Raw genomic sequence first — 22,914 nt, forward strand, 5'->3', positions numbered from 1 at the left:
ATACCGCGACCGACTTCAGCGGACACGGCGGGCACCAGACCGTCACCGAGGGCACGGACGCGACCGTCGCGCCCGCCCTCCCCGCCGCTCAGTACTCGATGCGCCCGCGCCGGTCGTGGAACTCGCCCGTCGGCCCGTCGGAGCCGAGCAGGGCGAGCGCGACGGTCGCGTCCGTGCCCTCGGTGACGGTCTGGTGCCCGCCGTGTCCGTTGAAGTCGGTCGCGGTGTATCCGGGGTCGCTCGCGTTGATCCGCATCGCCGGCAGGTTCTTCGCGTACTGCACGGTGAGCGCGACGACCGCCGCCTTCGACGCCGCGTAGGGGATCGCGGTGACGGGGAACTCGTCGTGGCCCTCGGTGCTCAGCCAGCGCGGCCAGCCGACTCCGGACGCAACGTTCACGACGACCGGGGCCGCGGAGGCCCGCAGCAGCGGGAGCGCGGCCTGCGTGACGCGGACGATGCCGACGACGTTCGTCTCGAGGACGCCCGCCATCGCCTCCGGGGTGAGGTCGTCGACGCCGAACGAGGTGCCGAGCACGCCGGCGTTGTTGACGAGCACGTCGAGCCCGGGCAGGGAGGCGATCGCGGAGTCGACGCTCGCCTGATCGGTGACGTCGAGGCGCACGGGGTGGGCGCCGAGCGCGCGGGCGGCGTCGCCGTCGGCGGTGTCGCGCATGCCGGCGTAGACGGTGTGGCCCGCCTCGAGGAGTCGGCGGGCGGTCTCGAGGCCGAGGGAGCGGTTCGCTCCGGTAATGAGTGTCGTGGTCATGCGCCCATCCTGCGCGGGTGGTCGGGCCTCGACCAGGCCGCGCTCGACGGGGGGACCGTCAGTACCTGGCTCGGCGACGGCGGGCGGAGGAGGATGGGCGGCATGGAGGAGTTCGCCACGGTGCTGCGCTCGTGGCGCGACCGCATCCGTCCCGCCGACGTCGGCCTGCCCGCGGGCTCGGGCCGCCGCGCCACGGGCCTGCGCCGCGAGGAGCTGGCGGCGCTCTCGGGCGTGAGCGTCGACTACCTGGTGCGGCTCGAGCAGGGACGCGCGCGGAACCCGTCGCCGTCGATGCTCCGCTCGCTCGCGGTCGCGCTCCGGCTCACGGACAGCGAGCGCGACCACCTCTACCGGGTCGCCGGTGCCGCCGTCCCCTCGCCGGGCGTCGTGCCGCAGCACGTGAGCCCGGGCGTGCAGCGGATCGTCGACCGCCTGGGCGACGTGCCGCTCGCGGTGTTCACGGCGGCCCACGACATCCTGCTGTGGAACCCGCTCTGGGCCGCCCTGAACGGCGACCCCTCGGTGTTCACCGGGCTGGAGCGGAACCTCGTCTGGCGGCACTTCACCTCCGGACACGCGGGCACCGAGTTCGACGCGCAGCACGAGGAGGACTTCGCGAGCGACCTCGCGGCCGACCTGCGCGCGGCGACCGGGCGCTACCCGCGCGATCCGACGCTCGCCGCCCTCGTCGCCCGGCTGCGCGAGGAGTCGCCCGAGTTCGAGCGGCGCTGGGCGGAGGCGCGCATCGCCGAGCACCGCGCGAGCCGGAAGACGGTGACGCGGACGCCCGTCGGACCGATCACGATCGACTGCGACGTGCTCACGGCTCCGGGCACCGACCTGCGGATCGTCGTCTACACGGTGGCGCCGGGCAGCGAGGACGAGGCGCGGCTCGACCTGCTGCGGGTGACGGGGCTGCAGGCGCTGAGCACGGCGCCGGCGTGAAGCGGACGGGCGCGGCTGGGGCGCGCGCAATGGAGCGGGGTGCTGGCTGAACCGGGCTGAGCTGAGTCGAGTGGGCTGAGCCGAGCCGAGCCGAGCCGGGCGGGGCAGGCCGGGCTCGTCCCACGGCGGGCGGGACTCGGCGCGGCCGACGGCGCAACCTGCCGATGCGGGCGAGCGGCGGCGAGTGACGGCCGAGATGGACGGCGAGACGCGTCCGCGGCGCCGACGTCCGCGTCCCCGGACCGCCCGCCACCCCTGCTCAGGACGCGCAGTACGCGGTGATGAACGCGTAGAGCTCGCCCTTCTGCTCGGGGGTCGCGGCGACGACGACGGTGCCCTGCCGGCCCGCGGTCTCGACGGTGACCGGCAGGCGCGTGCCGACCTTGTCCTCGGCGAGCGCGTGGGTGTCGCAGCGGGTGGGAACGGCGTCCAGGACCACGGAGCCGAGGGTCCCGGCGGGCACGGAGCGGTCGAGGGTCCAGGCGTCGGCGGCGTCGGGCGGCTGCAGCAGGATCGTGGCGTCGACGCTGCGGAGCACGATCGGGGCGCCGCGGACGTCGGCGGTGATCGTGAGGCGCGCCGGCTCGTGCGCGGCGCCTCCGGACGTGTCGATCCGCAGGGCGAGGTCGGCGTCGACGGTGCGGGCGAAGCAGCCGGACCGGGCGAGAGCGTCGACGAACGAGAACGGGTCGTCGGCGGGGTACGCGTGCTCGCCGTGGCCGTCGATGGCGAGGACGACCTCGAGCGCGGTGGGCGCCTCCGCGGCAGGGCAGGCGGGCTCGGGCACGTCGACCCGGAGGTCTCGCGAGGTCCCGTCGGGGACGCCCGTGCCGCCGGTCCAGGTGAGCGGGGCGGCCAGGCGCGGGTCGGTGAGGCGGGCCGCGGTGACCTCGATCGGGGCGCCGCTGCCGTTGTGGACCTCGAAGGCCATGGTGCCGCCGGCGATGTCGGAGCGGTTCTGCTGGACGGAGACGGTGACCCCGGGAGCCGGGGCGGACGCGGCGGAGGAGCGGGCCGGGTCGGGGGTGGCCTGAGACGGGGTGGCGGTGGTCGCAGCCACGGTGGCCGCCGCGGTGCCGCTCGGGGCGCCCGTCGCGCCTCCCGGCGCGCAGGCCGCGAGGGCGGGCAGGAGGAGCAGCGCGGTGGCGAGGGCGCGGAGGCGTCGCATCGTGCCTCCCTCCGCTCGCCGTCATTCTGGCGCCCCGGCCCCCTCTCCGCGAGCGGGCGCTCCGCCTCCCCAGCTCGATCGATGCGTCACGAACGGTCGCCACGGCGGGCGGATGACGACCGTTCGTGACGCATCGCCGGAGCGACAGGGGGTGAGGACGCGGGGACGCGCACCCATCCGGGTGTGCGTCCCCTCCGAAGAAGGTCGGGGACTTCAGGAGGAGACAGATGGCACGCGGCAGATGGCACGTCGGCACGATCGTCGCGCGAGTGCGCGCATCCGCAGCGATCGGGGCCTCCGGGCTCGACGCGGTGGAGCGGGCGGAGCGCCGGGCAGAGGTCCTGCGCATCGCCGGAGGAGTCGACTCCGGCCGTCTCGGCGACGACCAGGCGATCGCGGCGTTCGGCCGGATCGTCGACGGCCTGCAGAGCGACCTGCCCGGCTCGGCGCTCGGCGCCTAGCCCGCGAGGCCGGCGTCCCAGCACCCGCCCGGAGCGGACACCCGCCGGGTCGACATCCCGAGCCTCCGCGCGGCGCTGAGATCCGCCGGGCGAGCGTGCCGACGGCCCACTGGGCGCGGAGACCCGCCAGCCCGTCACCCCGAGCACCCGCGCCCCGCGCCCCGCTACCCCAGCGTCCCGAGCGCGATCCGCGGCAGCAGCCGCTGGATCGCGACGGCCGCCGCGCCGCGCGCCCACTCCACGAGCCCGCCGTCGTCGACGAGCAGCGCCAGGGGCGGAGCGTCCGGGTCGCGCGTGGCCGCGATCGCGGCCTCCACCACCGCGGCCTGCTCCGAGTAGAGGGCGACACCCTCCCCGGCCAGGATCACCGTGCCGGACATCGAGAGGTTGCCGATCGCGGCGATCATCGTCCCGAGCGCCGTGCCGGAGTCGGCGAGGATGCGCTCGGCACCGGGGTCGCCCGCGCGAGCGGCGGCGAAGCCCTCGGCCAGGGTCAGCTCGCGGCCGGTGGCGACGAAGAGCTGGCGGAGGAGCGAGGGCAGGCTGAGCATCGCGGTCGAGCAGCCGCGGTGGCCGGCCTCGCAGACGGGGCCGGTGGGATCCAGCGGGTAGTGGCCGCCCAGGCCGAGCCCCGCCTCCGGGGGCGCGACCACCCGGTCGTGCACCACCAGTCCGTAGCCGACGCCCGCGCCGACCGTGAGCACCGCGAAGTGCGGGATGCCGCGGCCGCGCCCGAACCAGTGCTCGGCTCCCGTGAGCGCGACCACGTCGTTCTCGAGGGCGACCGGCAGCCCGAGGGCGGCCGAGAGCGGAGCGGCGAGGTCGACGTCGCGCCAGCCGAGGAACGGCGCGCGGCTCACCCGGCCGTCGGCGCCGATGCTCCCGCCGAGCGTCACGCCCAGGCCGGCGAAAGCGGAGGGGCCGCCGAGCTCGTCGACGACCGAGACGATCGCGGCGATCACGTCGGCGGGCTCCGTGCCCGGCAGCGGGCGGACCAGCTCCCGCTCGGTCCGCGCGCGCAGGTCGGTGCGGACGGCGAGGACCTCGGTGCCGGTGATCTTCACGCCCGCGAAGCTCAGCGCGTCGGCGCGGATGTCGAGCGGCCGGGCGGGGCGGCCGACTCCGGTGCTCTGCTCGGGGCCCTCGACGACCAGGCCGCCGTCGAGGAACGGGCGCGCGAGCCGGGTCAGGCTGGCGGGCGAGAGGCCGAGGCGGCGGCCGAGCTCGGCCCGCGAGACGGGACCGTGGATCAGGACCTCGCGCGCCAGGAGCTCGGAGGAGCTCCCGGAGGCGTCCTCGGCGACGATGGTGTCGGTCACGGGGCTCCTTCTTTCCGGCCTGGTACAAAGCTATCGGCACTGCGCCGAACCAGGAACGGATCCGGCCACTCCTGCCGCTCTTGACACCCCTATTACTTCTGCTCTAGAAATAAGCCATGCACCGCAGCATCGCCCCCACGAACGACTCCGTGACCCTCTCCGGCCGGGAATCGCGCCTCTTCCACCTGCAGGACGGGGGCACCAGCGTCGTCGTCGACGCCCGCCTCGTCACCTTCCCCACGATCGTGCACTGGGGCGCCGCGCTCGGAGATCTTTCCGCCGCCGAACTATCCGCCCTCGCCGACGCCGCCCTCCCCCAGCGCGTCTCGGGCGGACTCGACGCCTTCGCGCCGTTCGGCCTCGTCGCCGTCGAAGCCGACGGCTGGCAGCACGCCCCCACCTTCGAGGGCACCCACGAGCGCGCGGCCGCGTCGGAGCGGTTCGAGGTCGAGAGCATCGAGGCGCTCGGCTCCGCCCTCCGGACCGTCGCCACGGGCGCGGGCGTCCGGCTGACCGTGGACCTCGAGGTCGATGCGGCCGGCCTGCTCACCCAGCGCGCCCGGGTCGAGAACCTCGACGCCCGCCCGTTCCGCCTCGAGCGCTTCGAGCTCGGCTTCCCGCTCCCCGCGACCGCGCGCGAGATCCTCGACACCACCGGGCACCACCTCCGCGAGCGCCACCCGCAGCGCCGCCCACTGACCATCGGCGAGCACACCCGCCGCACCCGCCGCGGCCGCCCCGGCGCCGACGCGACCCTCCTCCTCGCCGCGGGCACGCCCGGCTTCGGCTGGGAGCGCGGGCTCGTGCACGGCGTCCACCTCGGCTGGAGCGGCGACACCTCGCTCCGCGCCGAGCGCACCGTCGAGGGCGTCTCGCTCCTCGCGGCCGGCGAGCTGCTGCGGCCCGCCGAGATCGAGCTCGCGCAGGGCGAGAGCTACGAGACCCCGGTCGCCTACGGCTCCTGGGGCGACGGGCTCAGCGCTCTGCAGGCCCGGTTCCACGCGTCGCTCCGCGCCCGCCCGCAGCACCCCGTCGCTCCGCGGCCCGTCACCCTCAACACCTGGGAGGCCGTCTACTTCGACCACGACCTCGCTCGCCTCACCGCCCTCGCCGAGCGGGCCGCGCGGATCGGGGTCGAGCGCTTCGTGCTCGACGACGGCTGGTTCCTCGGCCGCCGCGACGACACCGCGGCGCTCGGCGACTGGACCGTCGACCCTTCGGTCTGGCCGGAGGGCCTCACTCCGCTGACGGACGTCGTCACCGGCCTGGGCATGCAGTTCGGCCTCTGGGTGGAGCCCGAGATGATCAGCCCCGACTCCGACCTGGCGCGCGCGCACCCGGAGTGGATCCTCGGCCCGGCCGGCCACCTCCCGGCCTCGGGGCGGCAGCAGCAGGTCCTCGACCTCTCGCAGCGCGGCGCGTTCGAGCACGTGCTCGACGCCCTCGACGCGCTGCTGACCGAGTACCCGATCGCGTACCTCAAGTGGGACCACAACCGCGACGTCATCGAGGCGGTCTCGCCCGCCACCGGCCGCTCCGCCGTCCACGAGAACGTCCTCGCGCTCTACCGCCTGCTCGACGAGCTGCGGTCCCGGCATCCCGGCGTCGAGATCGAGTCGTGCGCCTCCGGGGGCGCCCGCGTCGACCTCGGGATCCTCGCCCGCACCGACCGCATCTGGACGAGCGACTGCATCGACCCGCTCGAGCGGCAGACCATCCAGCCCTTCACCCAGCTGGTGGTGCCGCCCGAGCTGATGGGGCAGCACATCGGAGGGCCGCGGTCGCACTCGACGCAGCGCACCCACTCGCTCGCCTTCCGCGCCGGCACCGCGCTGCCCGGCCACCTCGGCATCGAGTGGGACGTCTCGGATCTCGCCCCCGCCGTCGAGGAGGAGCTGACCGCCTGGGTCGCCTTCCACCGCGAGCACCGGGCGCTGCTGCACACCGGGACGGTCGTGCGCGCCGACCTCGCCGACGACGCCGCCTCGCTCTCCGGAGTCGTCGCCGTCGACCGCTCCGCCGCCCTCTTCACCTTCACCCAGCTGCGCACCGGCGAGACCTACCCGCCCGGCCGGATCACGCTCCCGGGCCTGGACCCGGAGCGCACCTACTCCGTGGCGCTCGCCCCGGTCACGTCGCCGCTCGGCGGCCCCGGGCAGTCGCCGCTCGGCTGGGCCGAGCACGGGACCGCGCTCCGCGGCCGCGTGCTGGGCACCGTCGGGCTCCAGGCTCCCGTCCTCGATCCGGAGCAGCTCGTCGTGCTCGTGCTCACCGCCCTCCGCGGTCGAGCGCGCCCTGAGACCTGTCCCCACGCGCAAGGAGGCGCCGCATGTCCGCTCATCCGCATCCCCCCGGGTTCTCCCGGCGGCTGTTCCTCTCGGTGCCGCTCGCCGCGGCGTCCGCCGCCGCCCTCGCCTCCTGCGCCTCCCCCGGCGCCGGCGACGGAGTGACCACGCTCGACTTCTTCCAGTTCAAGGCGGAGGCGGTGGAGGACTTCGCGCGGATCATCCGCGAGTTCGAGGCGGCCAACCCGGACATCCGGGTCATCGCCAACAACGTGCCCGACCCCGACACGGCCATCCGCACCCTGCTCGTCAAGGACAAGGTGCCGGACGTGCTGACCCTGAACGGCAGCGGCTACTACGCCGACCTCGCGAAGGCCGGCGTGTTCCACGACTTCACCGGCGACGAGCTGGTCGAGCGGGTGAACCCGGCGGCCCTCGACATCCTCGCCGCCCTCGGCAGCTTCGAGGGGAACGAGGTGAACGCGCTCGCCTTCGCGAACAACGCGGACGGGATCCTCTACAACCGCACGATCTTCGCCGAGAACGGGATCGAGGTGCCGACCACCTGGGACGAGCTGATCGCCGTCTGCGAGACGCTCACCGCCGCCGGGATCACTCCCTTCTACGGCGCCCTGCTCGACAACTGGACCGGCGCCCCCGCCTTCAACGCGCTCGGCGGGCAGCTGCAGCCGGACGGCTTCTTCGACGCGATGCGCGAGGAGGGAGCGGCGCTCGGCCCCGACTCCCCCGTCTCGTTCTCGAAGGACTACGCGACGACGATGGAGCGGCTCGGGCAGCTCTTCTCGTACACGCAGGAGGGCTCGTTCGGCCGCGGCTACGACGACGGCAACCAGGCCTTCGCCGCGGGCGAGGCGGCCATGTACCCGCAGGGCATCTGGGCGATCAACCCGGTGCGCACGAACAACCCGGACATCGACCTCGGCGTCTTCCCCTACCCGGTGCTCGACGACCCGGCGGACACGCGGGTCACCTCGGGCGTCGACGTGGCCGTCGCCATCGGCCGCGGCACTCCGAAGCTCGACGCGGCCCGCCGCTTCGTCGACTTCCTGCTGACCCCCGGAGTCGTCGAGCCGTACGTCGCGAGCCAGGCCGCCTTCTCGCCGCTGGTCGGCGCCGCACCCAACTCGGACCCCACGCTGGCCGAGCTGCAGCCCTACTTCGAGCAGGGACGGCTGATCGGCTTCGTCGACCACCAGATCCCCGCGAGCATCCCGCTCAACCCCACGCTCCAGGCGTTCCTCGCCAGCGGGGACGCCGACGCGGCGCTCCGGACCCTCGACAGTGAGTGGCGCAAAGTCGCGGCACGCACGACCAGGAAGTGACCCCATGACCACGACCACGACGGCCGCCGCGCAGGCGGTGGCGACCACTCCTCCGCCGCCCGCGCGCCGCAAGCGCACCATCGGCCGCACCTCGAAGACCTTCTACTGGATGACGGTCCCCGCCGTCCTGCTCTTCTTCGTGCTCCACACGGTCCCGGTCCTCACCGGAATCTTCTTCAGCTTCACGGACTACGCGGGCTACGGCTCCTGGGACCTGATCGGCGCCTCGAACTACCTCGCGCTCCTCCAGGACGACCGCGTCTGGAAGGCCTACGGGTTCACCTTCGGCTTCGCGATCGTGGCGACCGTGCTGGTGAACGTGATCTCGCTCGCCATCGCCGTCGCCCTCAACGCGCGGATCAAGTTCCAGACGGCGTTCCGCGGGATCTACTTCATCCCCTACGTGCTCTCGACCCTGGTCATCGGCTACGTGTTCCAGTACCTCTTCGCGAACTCGCTGCCGCAGATCCTCGGCGCGATCCCGGTGATCGGCGAGAACATCCTCGCGAACGCCGACTGGGCGTGGGTGGCGATCGTGGTGCTGGCGGTCTGGCAGGCCTCGGCCTTCTCGATCATCATCTACCTCGCCGGACTCCAGACGATCCCGGGCGAGCTCTACGAGGCGACCTCGCTCGACGGAGCGGGGAGGTGGCGGCAGTTCACCTCGATCACGTTCCCGCTGATCGCCTCCTTCTTCACGATCAACATGGTCATCTCGATGAAGAACTTCCTCCAGGTGTTCGACCACATCATCGCCCTCACCAACGGCGGTCCCGGCACCTCGACGGAGTCGATCACGCTGCTGATCTACCGCGGCGGCTTCCAGGGCGGCGAGTACGCCTATCAGACGGCCAACGCCGTCCTCTACTTCCTCATCATCATCGTGGTCTCGCTGATCCAGTTCCGAGTCCTCAGCCGCAGAGAGGCGTCGTTCTGATGACATCGACCATCACCCCCACGACCGCGATCGCCCTCGGCGAGCCCGAGGGGCGGCGCCGGCCCTCCCGCGACACCTACCGGATCAACTGGTGGGCGACCGCGCTCATCGCGGTCTGCTCGCTGACGATCCTCCTGCCGCTCTACTTCGCCGTCGTGACCGCGCTGAAGACGCCCGACCAGCTCGGCGGCACCGGGTTCGAGCTGCCGACCTCGATCTCGTGGGGCAACTTCGCCGAGGCGTGGACGGCGACCCGCTTCCCCCAGGCCTTCGTGAACACCGCGCTGATCACGGTCGGAGCCGTCGTGCTGACGCTGTTCTCGAACTCGATGGTCGCCTACGCGGTCGCCCGGAACATGCACAGGCCGTTCTTCAAGGGCGTCTACTTCTACCTGCTCGCCGCGGTCTTCGTGCCGTTCCCGATCATCATGCTGCCGGTGGTGAAGGAGACGGCCCTGCTGGGCCTGGACAACCAGGCCGGGCTGATCCTGCTCTACGCCGTGTTCGGGCTCTCGATCAACACGTTCATCTACACGGCCTTCATCCGCTCGATCCCCATCGAGCTCGAGGAAGCGGCGCGCACCGACGGCGCCTCGACCTGGCGGACCTACTGGCAGGTGATCTTCCCGCTGCTCGGCCCGATGAACGCGACCGTCGGGATCCTGACCTGCGTGTGGGCGTGGAACGACTTCATCCTGCCGCTCGTGGTGCTCTCGGACCCGTCCGCCCGCACCCTGCCGCTGGCCGAGTACGTCTTCCAGGGGCAGTTCAACACGAACTACACCGTCGCCTTCGCGTCCTACCTGATGGCGATGGCGCCGCTGCTGATCGTGTACCTCTTCGCGCAGCGCTGGGTGGTCAGCGGAGTGATGCGCGGGTCGATCAAGTAGCGGTCGCGGCGAGCGCCGCCTCGAGCAGGTCCGTGAGCACGGTGCCGCGCGAGCCCGCGTCCTCCGGGTGCCACTGCACGCACCAGAGCGGCGCGGACTCGTGCTCGAGGGCCTCGACGGTGCCGTCGTCGGCGCGGCCGACCACGACGAGGCCCTCGCCGGGACGGTCGACGGCCTGGTGGTGGGAGCTGCGGACGTCGAGCTCGGCGGCGCCGAGGATGCGAGCGAGGGCGCTGCCCGGCTCGAGCGCCACGCGGTGGTCGACCATCCCGGACAGGTGCTCGCCGGGGACCGACCGGCCGACGTGACCCGCGCCGGGCAGGTGCTGCACGAGGTCGCCGCCGAGGGCGACGTTGACCAGCTGCATCCCGCGGCAGATCCCGACCAGCGGGGTCCGCGTCTCGACGGCCCGGCGGACGAGCGCGATCTGCGCGCGATCGGCCGCGGGGAAGGACTGGCCTCGGTGCGGGTCGTCGGGCCGGCCGCCGTAGAGGGACGGGTCGACGTCCTCCCCTCCGGTGACCACGACGGCGTCGGCGGCGGCGAGCCGGCGCTCGAGCTCGGCGGCGCCGGCCTGCTCGGCAGGGACGCGGTCGACCACGAAGCCCGCGGCGGTGGCGGCCGAGACGACGCTCGCGGTCAGCAGCTGCAGCTCGATCTCGAACTCGGGATCCTCGCGGCCGCCGTCGGCGACGTCGACGACGAGCAGGACGGGGCGGTCGGAGGCCATGCGGACATCGTGCCACCCGGCCGGCTCCGGCAGAACGTCGGCGGAGAGGAGGGCCCCTCGGTCGAGAGGCGAGGAACCGCGCGCGTCCGGCCGACGTCTGCACGAGCCCGCAGACCTCTCCCGGGGACTGGTCAGGATCCGGCACCGCGATCTAGGATGTTCACGTTCACATACCGTGCGAAGACGCACACCTCCGCGGCCCTGCGGATCGTGCGTCGACGCCGCACCCGATCACGAGGGCCTATCTGCATGAGACGATCACGATCGGCGGTGAGGACCGCTCTGGCGGTCGCGACCGTCGCCGCCACGGCGCTGCTCGGCGCCACGGTCCCCAGCTCCGCCTTCGGAGCCACCGAGACCCCGCTCCTCCACTACACGTTCGACACCGCCCCCACCGGCACCACGGTCGCCGACACCAGCGGCAACGGCTACAGCGCGACGCTGCGCGGCTCCGGAGCCCAGTTCCGCAACGGGCTCATCAGCCTCCCCGGCGGATCCGCCGCGGCCGCCCCCTACCTCGAGATCCCCACCGCCGGCCTCGTCGGCAAGAAGGACCTGACCTTCTCCACCTGGCTCGCCCACAAGGGCGGCACCGGCAACGTCGCCGCCGCGTTCGTCGGAGCGCCCGTCGCCTCCGGCGCCTCGTTCTCCTCCGGCTACTGGCTGCTCAACCCGAGCAACCTCTCCGGCTACACCAAGTCGGTCGTCACCAACTCGGTCAACGCGGGCGCTCCCTACAACACCGAGGTCGGCGCCGGGGCGACGGGCACCCCGACCGTCGGCGCGCGCACCCCCTCGGGCCTCTCGCTCTACACGACCGTCATCGACGGCTCGACCGGCAAGCTCACCGTGTACGTCAACGGCGCGCAGATCTCGCAGAGCACGATCGCCCGCGACGTCTCCTCGTTCGGCCCGTCGCTCGTCGCGTACATCGCGCGCTCGACCTACAACGACCCGGGCTGGAACGGCGAGATGGACGACTTCGCCGTCTACGACAGCGCCCTCAGCAGCAGCTCCGTGCAGGCGCTCTACTCCTCGCAGGCCCTCGACCGCGCCGTCGCGTCGGTCACGGTGCCCACGGAGGCGACCGCCGGCTTCACGGTGCCCACCACCGCCAGCGGCGTCGGCATCACCTGGACGTCGAACAGCGCGGCCGTCGCGATCACCGGCGGCACCGCGACCGTCACGCGCCCCGCCGCGGGACAGCCGGACGCCACCGCCACCCTCACCGCCACCTACAGGGTCGGCACCGAGACCCGCTCGGTCGACTACGCGGTGCGCGTCGCCGCGCAGCTGGACGACGCGACGAAGGTCCAGCGCGACCTCGCCGCGATCGCCATCCCGAACGTCGGCGACATCCGGACGAACGTCTCGGTGCCCACCACCGGCACGCTCGGCTCGAGCATCGCCTGGAGCGTCGTCAGCCCGAGCGGAGCGACCGTCCGCGACGGCAGCGCCGCCGGCACCCGCACCATCGACGTCGACCGCCCCGCGACCGGGAGCCCCGCGATCGACGTGGTCGTCCGCGCGACCGCGACCAGCGGATCCACCACCCGGACCCGCGACTTCACCCTCCGGGTGCAGCCGCTCCCCGCCGGCACCGACGACACCGAGGCGTACGTCTGGGCGTTCTTCACCGGAGAGGGCGACGGCGCCGAGCGCATCAGCCTCGCCGCCTCGAAGGGCAACGACGCGCTGAGCTGGAACACGCTGAACGGCGGCAAGCCGGTCTTCACCTCGAACCTGGGGACGATGGGCCTGCGCGACCCGTTCATCATCCGCTCGCACGAGGGCGACAAGTTCTTCATGCTCGCCACCGACCTGAAGATCGACGGCCTCCCCGGCGGCTTCGACACCGCGCAGAAGTCGGGCTCGAAGTACATCGAGGTCTGGGAGTCGACCGACCTGGTGAACTGGTCCGCCCAGCGCCACGTCAAGGTCTCCACCGACTTCGCCGGCAACACCTGGGCCCCCGAGGCGTACTGGGACGATGAGCTCCAGACCTACGTCGTGTTCTGGGCCTCGAACATGTACCCGACCACGAACACGGCCGACCGCGCCTCCGTCACCTACAACCAGATGATGTACGCGACGACCGAGGACTTCACCTCCTTCTCGGAGGCGAAGCCGTGGATCGACGTCAAGCGCGGCGCCGGCAAGGGCACCATCGACTCGACGGTCGCGAAGGACGGCGACACCTACTACCGCTTCACCAAGGACGAGGCGTCGATGACCCTCCGCGAGGAGAAGAGCACCGACCTGCTGGCCACCGTCTCGGGCTCGCTGCCCGGCACCGGCGGACCGGCGGACGAGTGGTCGCTAGTCAAGGAGAAGGTGGCCTCGGGCCTGCCCAACGGCGAGCCCGGGAAGACCTTCACCAGCGGCGAGGGCCCCAACGTCTTCCCCGCCAACGAGGGCGACGTGAACGGCCTCGACTGGTTCCTCTTCATCGACCAGCCGAACTACCACGACGGGCCGAACCACTACATCCCGTTCGGCACCGACGACCTCGCGAACGGCGACTCCTGGCAGCCGCTCGGAGCGAAGCTCCGCACGGGCCTGCCGCAGAACGCCGACGGCGGCAAGCCGCGCCACGGCACGGTCATCCCGGTGACGCGCTCCGAGTACCAGAAGGTGCTCGAGGGCTACGCCCCCGGCCTGGCCGTCGCCTCGGTCGCTCCGCTGACCGCGACGACCACGGCCGGCACCGCGCCGGTCCTGCCCCGCGCCACGATCACGACCGCCGCCGGCACCACCAGCACGGTCGACGTGGCCTGGGACGCCGCCGCTCCCGCCGCCTACGCCACGGCCGGGACCTTCACGGTCTCGGGCGTCGCGCAGGACGCGTCGCGCATGCCGGTGCAGGTCACGGTCACCGTGCAGTCCTCGCTGAAGGTGAGCGCGACCGCCACGTCGCGCTGCGTCGCCGGCAAGGTCGTGCTGACGGTCGTCGGCAGGAACGGAGACACGGTGCCGATGGACGTCTCGATCAGCACCCCGGAGGGCGTGAAGACGATCGCCGGCGTGAAGCCGGGCGCCTCCGGCTCCGCCGCGTTCACGGTGCGCTCGACGCAGCTCGCCGCAGGCGAGGCGACGGTCACCGGCACGGCCACGGTCGGCGGCAAGACCGTCACGGCCACGGCCACCGCGCCCTACAGCGCGCGCAGCTGCGGCTGACGCACGGCACTCCCCGGGAGCCCGTCGCACCTCACCGGTGCGGCGGGCTCCCGTCGTCGTGCGGGGGAGCCGGGAAACCGCCCTGACGCCGAGACGCCGCTCCGTCGGCGGCGCTTCGACGGACGGCGCGGCGCCTCGGTACGCGAGCGGGGGCCCGGGTCGGCCCGCCCGGCGTCATCCGGCGACGGCTGCCGGTCCGGCTTCGAGCAGGTCGCGGACGCTGCGCGGCTCGCGTCCGAGGAGGCGCCCGAGCTCGGGGCCGGTGCCCGCGAAGAAGCCGCGCTCGGCCGCCTGGTGCATCCCGAGGGTGAAGCGCACGAGGAACTCGGGCTGACCCGCCGCGACGCGCGCGGCGACCCACTCGTCGTCGCCGAGGACGCGCAGCTCGACGGGCCGCCCGCCGACCTCGGCCGCGATCCCGGCGATCTCCTCGAACGTCGGAGCCTCCGTCGCGGTCAGCGTGACCGGCCCGTCGGCCCGGCTCCCCGAGAGGAGGAGCCGGGCAGCCGCCTCCGACTCGTCCTCGCGGGCCGTCCACGAGACGCGACCGTCCGAGGGGACCTCGATCATGCCGGTCTCCCGCCACGGTCCGAGGAACAGACCCAGGCTGTGCGCGTAGAAGCCGTTGCGGAGCGACGTCCAGGCGAGTCCGGACTCGGCGAGCAGGCGCTCGGTCGCCGCGTGGTCCCGGCCCGGGCCGAAGGGGGTGTCGGCGGCGGCGCCCTGGTGGCTCGTGTAGAGGACCCGTCCGACTCCGGCCGCGACGGCCGCCTCGACGGCGGTGCGGTGCAGGGCGACGGCGTCGGCCCGCGGGTCGCTCGAGGAGACGAGGAGCAGCTGATCCGCTCCGTCGAAGGCGGCCGGGAGGGAGGCGGGGTCGGCGTAGTCGCCGACGCGCACCTCCACTCCGCGCTCCGCGAAGCGGGCGGCCTTCGAGGCGTCGCGGGCGACGACGGCGATTCCGGAGGCGGGGACGGAGTCGAGGAGGTGGTCGACGGTGGCGCCGTTCAGAGCGCCGGTGGCACCGGTCACGATGATCATGGGGAGAGCCTTCCGATGAGGGGTATCAGCGATACCACGACGAAGATAACCACGGAATTCCCTTGATAGCAACCGTGCGCTACCGTCGATACGTGACCAGCTCCACTCCTCCGACCGACACGCGCCTGCGCATCGTCGAGGCGGCCGCCGGCCTCCTCCGCGACGAGGGCCCCGCCTCCGTCACCACGCGAGCGGTCGCCCAGGCGGCCGGGCTGCAGGCCCCGGCGATCTACCGCCTCTTCGGCGACAAGGACGGCCTGCTCGAGGCGGTCGCGGAGCACGTGCTGGCCACCTGGGTCGACTCCAAGGCGCGGACGGTCGAGGCGGCCGTCGCCGGCGGCGTCGACCCGGTCGAGGACCTGCGCTCGGGCTGGGCCGCGCAGGTGGAGTTCGGCCTGGCCAACCCCGCGCTCTTCCGCCTCCTCAGCGATCCGGGCCGCGCCTCCGGATCGCCGGCCGCCCTCTCCGGGCGGCGGGTCCTCGCCGCCCGCGTGCAGCGCGTGGCCGCCGAGGGCCGCCTCCGCGTGCCGGAGGAGCGCGCCGTCGGCCTCATCCAGGCGGCGGGCACCGGCGTGGTCACCACCCTGCTCTCCACCCCCGCCGCCGACCGCGACCCCGGTCTCGCCGACGCCGCGCTCGACAGCGTGCTCGCGGGGATCCTCGCCGACCCGCCCTCCCCCGGCGACGGCGGGCGGCTCACCGCCCTCGTCGGCGTCCGGGCCCTCGCACCGGAGCTCGCCGGTCTCACGCCCGCGGAGCGCCTGCTGCTCGCGGACTGGCTCGACCGCGCCCTCGCGGCGGCCGCGCAGGAGTGACGGTCACGCAGGAGTGACGGGCGCGCTTCCACCACAGGAGTGACGAGCGCCGTCCCGCCGCGGGGACGACGGCGCCTCCGTCCCGCAGAGACGCGGGCCTCGCGGCTAGGCGCGCCTGCCGTCGGGCGGGAGGATCGACGCCTGGATGAGCGGCACGGGGAAGTGCGACGCCCGCAGCGGGTCGAGCAGGCTGTCGGTGATCCCCGCGGTGAAGTCCTCCGTGCCGAAGACCTTGAACAGCGCCTCCCGCCCGAACTTCGAGCTGTCGGCGACGAAGAACGCCTCGCGCGCGGACGCCATCATCAGCCGCTTGAGCTCGAGCTCGTAGCTGGTGGTGCTGTAGATGCCGTCGTCGCCCACGGTGTCGGCCCCGAAGATCGCGACGTCCACCCGCAGGTTCGAGAGCTGCTGCACCGAGGTCGGCCCCCACATCGAGAAGGCGTTCGGCAGGAGCTCGCCCCCGATGAAGACGAGGTGGATCGTCTGCTTGCGGGCGACGGCGAGGGCGACCCGCAGGTCGCCGGTCACGACGGTGAGGCGCTGGTTCTCGAGGTGCCGCGCGACCTCGAGCGTCGTGGTGCCCCCGTCGAGGAGGATCGTCTGCCCCTCGAGGACGCGCTCGGCCATCGCCCGCCCGATCGCCGCCTTCTCACTGCGGTGCAGCTCCTCCTTGAAGTGGTGCGGAGTCTCGGACTGCTTCACCGGGATCGCGCCTCCGTGCGTGCGCTTGACCAGGTCCATCGCCTCGAGCCGCTCGAGGTCGCGACGGATGGTCGACGGAGTGACGTCGAACCGCTCCGCGAGGTCTCGCACCGACTGGAAGCCGCCGTCCTGGAGGGCGTCGACGATCTCTGCTTGACGGGACATCCCACACCTCGATCCTGGTCTCGCCTCCGTCGAGGCTACGGGGCGGAGCGGGGAGAAGGCGCAGACGGCGCGCGGAAACGCGCAGATTGCGCGCGTGCGCGGGCGGCTGCGCGTCCCGACCGCCCGGTGCGCGGCGGATCTGCGCGGTCGAACGCACCAGCTGCGCCCGCGATGCGCGATTCGCGCGCTTCCCACGCCCTATGCGCGAAAGAGTGCAGCCATCTGCGCGTTATCGCTTGACGGAGTGCTCGATCAGCGATTAGCGTCGGGCTCCTGCGACGGATTCCGACACAGCAGCGTCAGAACACCGCACCGGATGAGGGCCGAACGGCCGCCATCCTCTCGTTCACGAAGGAGTCAACGAATGGACCGCTCTCGACTTTTCCGAGGCATGACGCTCGCAGCGGGCGCCGCAATCCTCCTCACCGGATGCACGACCGTCGGCGCCGGCGCCGGCTCCGACACCGCCGCCGGCAGCGGAGGCTCGGCCGCCCCCGGCGAGATGGTCATGGTGACCGTCGTCAAGGCGCAGACCATCCCGTGGTTCCAGCGCATGGCCGTCGGCGTGCAGGACTTCGCCGACGAGACCGGGATCGACGCCCGCCAGGAGGGCGCCGACGACGTCAGCCCCGAGAAGCAGACCGCGATCGTGCAGGACCTGATCGCGCAGCGCCCGACGGCCATCACGGTCGTCCCGAACTCGCCCGAGTCGCTCAGCAACGTGCTCGCCCAGGCCCGCCAGCAGGGCATCATCGTCGTCTCGCACGAGGCGTCCGGCATCGAGAACGTCGACGTCGACATCGAGGCCTTCGACAACGCGTCCTACGGCTCCGAGATCATGGACAACCTCTCGGAGTGCATGGGCGGCGAGGGGAAGTACGTCCAGTTCGTCGGCGGCCTGACCGCGAAGACCCACATGGAGTGGGTCGAGGCGGCGTACGAGACGCAGCAGGCCGACTCCCCCGGCATGACGCGCGTCGAGACCCCCATCGAGAGCACCGACAACCAGGAGACGGCGTACGAGCGCGCGAAGGAGATCCTCGCGAAGTACCCCGACATCGCGGGCTTCCAGGGCTCCGCCGGCAACGACGTCCCCGGCATCGCGCGCGCGGTGCAGGAGGCGGGCCTCCAGGACCAGGTGTGCGTGATGGGCACCTCGATCCCGTCGGTGGCCAACCAGTACCTGGCCGACGGCTCCATCGACAAGATCTTCTTCTGGGACCCGGCCCTCGCCGGTGAGGCCCAGCTGTCGATCGCGAAGATCCTCGCCGACGGCGGCGAGATCACCGAGGGAACCGACCTCGGCGTGGAGGGCTACGACTCGCTCAAGAAGCTCGACGGGTTCGACAACGTCTTCGTCGGGAACGCGTCCGTCGCGGCCGACGCGGAGACCGCCGCGCAGTACGACTTCTGATCCCCCTCCACCCCCGCTCCGGGGCGCGCCGCCCGCGCGCCCCGGAGCACCCTCAGGAAGGTCGATGATGACCGACGCTCCCCCCGGCACCACCGCCCCGATCCTCAGCGCCCGCGGCATCACCAAGCGATTCGGCGGCGTCACCGCCCTCGACGGCGTCTCGCTCGACCTGATCCCCGGCGAGGTGCACTGCCTCGCCGGCGAGAACGGCTGCGGCAAGTCCACCCTGATCAAGATCATCTCCGGGGCCGAGCGCCCCGACGCGGGCGAGATCTCCATCGACGGGGACACCCGCTCCCGGATGGACACCACCTCCGCGATCACGAGCGGGATCCAGGTCATCTACCAGGACTTCTCGCTCTTCCCCAACCTCACGGTCGCCGAGAACATCGTGCTGACCTCGGCCGTCGCGGCGAAGCACCGCCTCTACCGCGCCGGCACCGCGCGCCCCCGGGCGAAGGCCATCGTCGACGAGCTGCAGCTCGACCTGGACCTCGACGCCGACGTCGCCGACCTCTCGGTCGCCGACAAGCAGCTCACCGCGATCTGCCGCGCCCTCGTCAACGACGCGCGCGTCATCATCATGGACGAGCCCACCACCGCGCTGACGCACACCGAGGTGGCGCGGCTGTTCACGATCGTGGAGCGGCTGCGCAGCCGCGGCGTCGCGCTCGCGTTCGTCTCGCACAAGCTCGAGGAGGTCCTCGAGATCTCGCAGCGGGTGACGATCATGCGCTCCGGCCGCGTGGTCACCAGCGGCCCCGTCGCCGACTTCGACCGTCGCTCCATCGCCGAGCACATGACCGGCCGCGAGCTCGACGAGTCGCGGATCGTGAGCACGCTCGACGAGTCGGCGCCCCCGATGCTCGAGGTCGTCGGCCTCTCCCGCCCCGGCGCCTTCCACGACGTCTCGTTCTCGGTGCGCCCGGGCGAGATCCTCGGCATCACCGGGCTCCTGGGCTCGGGCCGCACCGAGATCGCGGAGGCCGTCTTCGGCTCCCAGCCCGCCGCCTCCGGGATCATCGCCGTGGACGGAGCGCCCACCGCGGTGCGGAGCATCCGCGACGCCGTCCGCGCCGGGATCGGCTACGTGCCGGAGGACCGCCTCTCGCAGGGCCTCTTCCTGGAGAAGCCGATCGCGGACAACATCATCGCGGGCTCCCTCGACGCGCACCGCACGCCGTGGCGCTCGCTCGACAAGCGGCGGATCCGCGCGACCATCGACCGGCTCTTCGCCGAGCTGTCCATCAAGGCCCCGAACCCCCAGGCGCCCGTCCGCTCCCTCTCGGGAGGGAACGCGCAGCGCGTGGTGATCGCGAAGTGGCTGGCGACCGACCCGAAGGTGCTGATCCTCAACGGACCCACGGTCGGAGTCGACGTCGGCTCCAAGTCGCAGATCCTCGAGCTGCTGCGGCGCGAGGCCGCCCGCGGGATGGCCGTCGTCGTGATCTCGGACGACGCCCCCGAGCTGGTCGCCTGCTGCCATCGCGTGCTGGTCGTCGCCCGCGGCCGCATCGCCCACGAGCTCCGCGGCGACGAGATCACCGCCGAGAACCTCCAGAACAGAATGGCGGTCTGACGTGTCCACGCTCCGATCCCTCCGAGGCGCGAACAACGAGGGCGTCCTCGCCCTGGTCCTGGTCGCCCTCGTGATCGTCATGACGGCCGTGAACCCGGTCTTCTTCAGCGCGACGACGGGCCTGTCGATCCTCCGCAGCGCCACCGTGCCGCTGATCTTCGCGCTCGCGGTCCTGATCGTCATCGTCTCCGGAGGCATCGACGTCTCGTTCGCGGCCGTCGCGATCTTCTCGGCCTACACGGCGGTCAGCGTCACCCTCGCCACCGGGCAGGACCTCCCTGCGCTCGCGATCATCGCGATGGCCGTGGTGATCGGCGCGGTGCTCGGCCTGGTCAACGGGTTCGTGATCGCGCGGTTCCGGCTTCCCACGCTGATCGTCACGCTCGGCACGCAGGGCGTGTTCGTCGGGGTGATGTACACCTTCGTCGGCGCCCAGTACTACGCGCAGCTGCCCCCGTCGCTCGCGGCGCTCTCCTCGGTCAACGTCGTCGACGTGGCGACCTCGGGCGGCCGCGCGGCCCTCCACCTGATGACGCTGCTCGCCGTCGTGCTCGCGGTCGTGGTCTGGCTGATGCTGACGCGCACGATGTTCGGACGCTCGCTCTACGCGATCGGCGGCGACATCGAGGCCGCCCGCCGGGCGGGCTTCCGCGTGGTCAGGACCCAGCTCTCGGTCTACGTCCTCGTCGGCGTCCTCGCCGCCCTGGCCGGGATCGCGCACATGGTCCTCGGCCGCAGCGCGAACCCGCAGGACCTGGTGGGCGACGAGCTCGACATCATCGCCGCGGTCGTCCTCGGTGGCGCGTCGATCTTCGGCGGCCGCGGATCGGTGCTCGGCACGGTGCTGGGCGTCGTCCTGATCCAGGTGATCAACAACAGCCTGCTGCTCGCCGGCGTCCCCAGCGCCTGGCTGCGCGCCGCGGTCGGAGTCCTGCTGATCGTCGGAGTCGGCGTGCAGGCGATCGCCGCGCGCCGCAAGGCGAAGCGGGTCCGGCCCGTCGACGACGACGTGAGCCACGAACGAGAGAGCGCGAGGGTCGCATCATGACCGACGGATCCCGGACCACCTCCGAGCACCCGACTCGGCGCATGAACGACCGCCTCGACGCGTTCACCCGCGGTGTCGTCGGGCGCGCCGCGGGCAACCGCGGGACGGGCCGGATGCTCATCGCGCTCGTCGTCGCGGTCGCGATCTTCGCGATCGCCAATCCCCGCGTGTTCCTCAGCCCGCTCAACCTGCAGAACATCGGCGTCGCGGCTCCCGAGATCGGCGTGATCGCCATCGCGATGATGCTCGCCATGCTCACGGGAGGAATCGACCTCTCCCTCGTGGCGATCGCCAACCTGTCGGCGGTGACGATGGCGACGATCTACTCCCAGGTCGCCGCCGCCGACCCCGCCGCCGCGGAGGCGATGACCGTGCCGATCGTCCTCGCGGGCCTGGTCGTCGGAGTCCTCTGCGGCGCCCTCAACGGCTTCCTCGTGAGCGTCGTCGGGATCACCCCGATCCTGGCGACCCTCGGCACCATGCAGATCCTCAACGGCATCGCGGTGGTGTGGACCGGCGGGACCACGCTCTACGGAGCACCGTCGGCCCTGACGACCTTCGGCATGATGGCCGTCGGGCCCGTCCCGGTGCTGTTCCTCGTGCTGCTCGTGGTGGCCGTCGCGGTCGCCCTGCTGATCAACACGACCTCCCTCGGCCGCAAGGTGCAGCTGGAGGGAGCGAACCCCGAGGCCGCGCGCTTCTCGGGCATCCGCAGCGTCAGCGTCCTCTCGCGCAGCTACATGATCGGCGGGCTGCTCGCCGGCGGCGCCGGGGTGCTGTTCCTCGCCCGCAACCCCACCGCGTCCGCCGACTACGGCTCCTCGTACGTGCTGCTCGTCATCGTCATCGCGGTGCTGGGAGGGACGAACCCCTCGGGCGGCTTCGCCTCGGTCGCCGGAGTCGTGCTCGCCACTCTCACCCTCCAGGTCGTCTCGAGCGGATTCACCGCTCTGCGGCTGACCTCCTACGAGTACGCCATCGCCCAGGGCGTCCTCCTCATCGCCGTCATGGTCCTCGACTCCGTCACCGCGAACCGGCCGCGCCGGCAGCGGGCGACGGCCCCGACCCCTCCCGCGCCCGCGCGGCCCACCGTGGACGCGTCCACCAGAACGGAGCACCAGTGAAGAAGATCATCAACGAGCCGAAGGACTTCGTCGACGAGTTCGTCGAGGGCATCCTGCTCGCTCACCCGACCCTGGTGAAGACGCCGGGCACCGACCTGCGGATCCTCGCCCGCGCCGACGCCCCCGTCGCGGGGAAGGTCGGGATCGTCACGGGCGGCGGCTCCGGCCACCTGCCGCTGTTCAAGGGCTACGTCGGCACGGGGCTGTGCGACGCGGTCGCCATCGGCAACGTGTTCTCCTCGCCGTCGTCCGCGCAGATCCTGGAGGCGACCAAGGCCGTCGACGGCGGCGCCGGCGTCCTCTACCTGTACGGCAACTACGGCGGCGACGTCTTCAACTTCGACCTCTCGGTCGACATGGCCGAGCTCGAGGGGATCCGCACGCTGACCGCCCTCGGACGCGACGACGTCGCCAGCCAGCCGAAGGAGCGGGCCGCGGACCGCCGCGGAGTCGCCGGGATCTTCTTCGCGTTCAAGGCGGCCGGCGCCGCCGCCGAGCGCGGGGACTCGCTCGACGAGGTCGCGGCCGTCGCCGAGGACGTCATCGAGCACACGGCGACCATGGGAGTGGGCCTCTCCCCGACGATCCTCCCGATGACGGCCAAGCCGAGCTTCGAGCTGGCCGAGGACGAGATGGAGATCGGGATCGGGATCCACGGCGAGCCCGGCATCCACCGCGGCGCCCTCGAGTCGGCGGACAGCATCGCCGAGCACCTCACGGAGCGGCTCGTCGCCGACCTCGGCATCGGCGAGGGCGACCGCGTGGCCGTGCTCGTCAACGGCATGGGCGCCACTCCCCTCGAGGAGCTGTACCTGCTCTACCGGCGGGTCCACGGGCTCCTCGCCGAGCGCGGCGTCACCGTCGCGAAGAACTATATCGGCGAGTACGCGACCAGCCTCGAGATGGCCGGAGCGTCGATCTCGCTCCTCGCCCTCGACGACGCGCGTCTCGAGCTGCTGAACGCCCCCGCCCAGTCCCCCTTCTTCCGAGAGGTCTGATCAC

Annotated in this window: 19 protein-coding genes; 13 read left to right on the top strand and 6 right to left on the bottom strand. The window is 72.6% G+C overall.

The genetic code is table 11. The annotated features are described in order from the left end of the window. Positions 1–88: 88 nt before the first annotated feature. Complete coding sequence (locus C5C49_RS05715) at positions 89–769, bottom strand: SDR family NAD(P)-dependent oxidoreductase (protein WP_104227483.1); 681 nt, start codon at positions 767–769, stop codon at positions 89–91. A 102-nt stretch (positions 770–871) separates the two neighbouring features. On the opposite strand from C5C49_RS05715, the gene C5C49_RS05720 reads away from it, so the two are divergent. Continuing rightward, entirely contained in the window at positions 872–1,714 is an 843-nt protein-coding gene (locus tag C5C49_RS05720) for a helix-turn-helix transcriptional regulator (protein WP_104345655.1), read from the top strand. A 259-nt stretch (positions 1,715–1,973) separates the two neighbouring features. Here the strand turns inward: C5C49_RS05720 and C5C49_RS05725 are convergent, their stop codons facing one another. Then, complete coding sequence (locus C5C49_RS05725) at positions 1,974–2,882, bottom strand: hypothetical protein (RefSeq protein WP_104345656.1); 909 nt, start codon at positions 2,880–2,882, stop codon at positions 1,974–1,976. Positions 2,883–3,109: 227 nt separating this feature from the next. Between C5C49_RS05725 and C5C49_RS05730 the strand changes: the two genes are divergently transcribed. Continuing rightward, positions 3,110–3,343 (top strand): hypothetical protein, encoded by a 234-nt coding sequence (locus C5C49_RS05730; RefSeq protein WP_104224027.1) that lies wholly within the window; start codon positions 3,110–3,112, stop codon positions 3,341–3,343. 164 nt (positions 3,344–3,507) lie between these two features. On the opposite strand, the gene C5C49_RS05735 is transcribed toward C5C49_RS05730, so the two are convergent. After that, on the bottom strand, positions 3,508–4,662 hold the full coding sequence (locus tag C5C49_RS05735; protein ID WP_104345657.1) for an ROK family transcriptional regulator: 1,155 nt from the start codon (positions 4,660–4,662) through the stop codon (positions 3,508–3,510). Positions 4,663–4,778: 116 nt separating this feature from the next. On the opposite strand from C5C49_RS05735, the gene C5C49_RS05740 reads away from it, so the two are divergent. From C5C49_RS05740 to C5C49_RS05755, 4 genes are read left to right on the top strand one after another with little or no spacing between them, the layout of a single operon-like run. Next, complete coding sequence (locus C5C49_RS05740) at positions 4,779–7,112, top strand: alpha-galactosidase (protein ID WP_104345658.1); 2,334 nt, start codon at positions 4,779–4,781, stop codon at positions 7,110–7,112. Next, positions 7,043–8,290, top strand: a complete 1,248-nt coding sequence (locus tag C5C49_RS17305) for an ABC transporter substrate-binding protein (protein WP_258068401.1) — start codon at positions 7,043–7,045, stop codon at positions 8,288–8,290. The genes C5C49_RS05740 and C5C49_RS17305 overlap by 70 nt, the downstream gene beginning before the upstream one ends. Positions 8,291–8,294: 4 nt before the next feature. Continuing rightward, positions 8,295–9,227 carry a carbohydrate ABC transporter permease gene (locus tag C5C49_RS05750; protein ID WP_104225874.1) on the top strand — a complete coding sequence of 311 codons (933 nt, stop codon included), beginning with the start codon at positions 8,295–8,297 and terminating at the stop codon, positions 9,225–9,227. After that, positions 9,227–10,117: a carbohydrate ABC transporter permease gene (locus C5C49_RS05755; protein WP_347877594.1), complete on the top strand. Its 891-nt coding sequence runs from the start codon at positions 9,227–9,229 to the stop codon at positions 10,115–10,117. Before C5C49_RS05750 ends, C5C49_RS05755 begins: the two co-directional genes overlap by 1 nt. Here C5C49_RS05755 and C5C49_RS05760 read toward each other — a convergent pair. Further along, positions 10,110–10,847: a gamma-glutamyl-gamma-aminobutyrate hydrolase family protein gene (locus C5C49_RS05760; protein WP_104255231.1), complete on the bottom strand. Its 738-nt coding sequence runs from the start codon at positions 10,845–10,847 to the stop codon at positions 10,110–10,112. The genes C5C49_RS05755 and C5C49_RS05760 overlap by 8 nt on opposite strands. Before the next feature lie 270 nt (positions 10,848–11,117). Here C5C49_RS05760 and C5C49_RS05765 point away from each other — a divergent pair, with 270 nt between their 5' ends. After that, the gene (locus C5C49_RS05765) at positions 11,118–14,024 is read left to right on the top strand and encodes an immunoglobulin-like domain-containing protein (protein ID WP_181135716.1); all 2,907 of its coding nucleotides are present in this window, start codon (positions 11,118–11,120) and stop codon (positions 14,022–14,024) included. A 174-nt stretch (positions 14,025–14,198) separates the two neighbouring features. Here the strand turns inward: C5C49_RS05765 and C5C49_RS05770 are convergent, their stop codons facing one another. Beyond that, positions 14,199–15,065: an NAD(P)H-binding protein gene (locus C5C49_RS05770; RefSeq protein ID WP_104345661.1), complete on the bottom strand. Its 867-nt coding sequence runs from the start codon at positions 15,063–15,065 to the stop codon at positions 14,199–14,201. Positions 15,066–15,157: 92 nt separating this feature from the next. On the opposite strand from C5C49_RS05770, the gene C5C49_RS05775 reads away from it, so the two are divergent. Next, a complete protein-coding gene (locus C5C49_RS05775; protein WP_219814572.1) occupies positions 15,158–15,880 on the top strand; it encodes a TetR/AcrR family transcriptional regulator in 723 nt (240 codons plus the stop codon). Between the two features lie 105 nt (positions 15,881–15,985). Here the strand turns inward: C5C49_RS05775 and C5C49_RS05780 are convergent, their stop codons facing one another. Next, entirely contained in the window at positions 15,986–16,747 is a 762-nt protein-coding gene (locus tag C5C49_RS05780) for a DeoR/GlpR family DNA-binding transcription regulator (RefSeq protein ID WP_104238145.1), read from the bottom strand. 391 nt (positions 16,748–17,138) lie between these two features. Between C5C49_RS05780 and C5C49_RS05785 the strand changes: the two genes are divergently transcribed. From C5C49_RS05785 to C5C49_RS05805, 5 genes are all read left to right on the top strand, one after another. Continuing rightward, positions 17,139–18,161: an autoinducer 2 ABC transporter substrate-binding protein gene (locus tag C5C49_RS05785; RefSeq protein ID WP_258068394.1), complete on the top strand. Its 1,023-nt coding sequence runs from the start codon at positions 17,139–17,141 to the stop codon at positions 18,159–18,161. A 67-nt stretch (positions 18,162–18,228) separates the two neighbouring features. Further along, a complete protein-coding gene (locus tag C5C49_RS05790) occupies positions 18,229–19,740 on the top strand; it encodes a sugar ABC transporter ATP-binding protein (RefSeq protein WP_104328618.1) in 1,512 nt (503 codons plus the stop codon). 1 nt (position 19,741) lies between these two features. After that, positions 19,742–20,788 (top strand): ABC transporter permease, encoded by a 1,047-nt coding sequence (locus C5C49_RS05795; protein ID WP_244229522.1) that lies wholly within the window; start codon positions 19,742–19,744, stop codon positions 20,786–20,788. After that, positions 20,785–21,912 (top strand): ABC transporter permease, encoded by a 1,128-nt coding sequence (locus tag C5C49_RS05800; protein ID WP_258068395.1) that lies wholly within the window; start codon positions 20,785–20,787, stop codon positions 21,910–21,912. Before C5C49_RS05795 ends, C5C49_RS05800 begins: the two co-directional genes overlap by 4 nt. Further along, entirely contained in the window at positions 21,909–22,910 is a 1,002-nt protein-coding gene (locus C5C49_RS05805; RefSeq protein WP_104238142.1) for a dihydroxyacetone kinase subunit DhaK, read from the top strand. The genes C5C49_RS05800 and C5C49_RS05805 overlap by 4 nt, the downstream gene beginning before the upstream one ends. The last annotated feature ends 4 nt before the right edge of the window (positions 22,911–22,914 follow it).

Source organism: Rathayibacter sp. AY1E2, assembly GCF_002932325.1.
In the GTDB taxonomy this organism is placed as follows: Bacteria; Actinomycetota; Actinomycetes; order Actinomycetales; family Microbacteriaceae; genus Rathayibacter.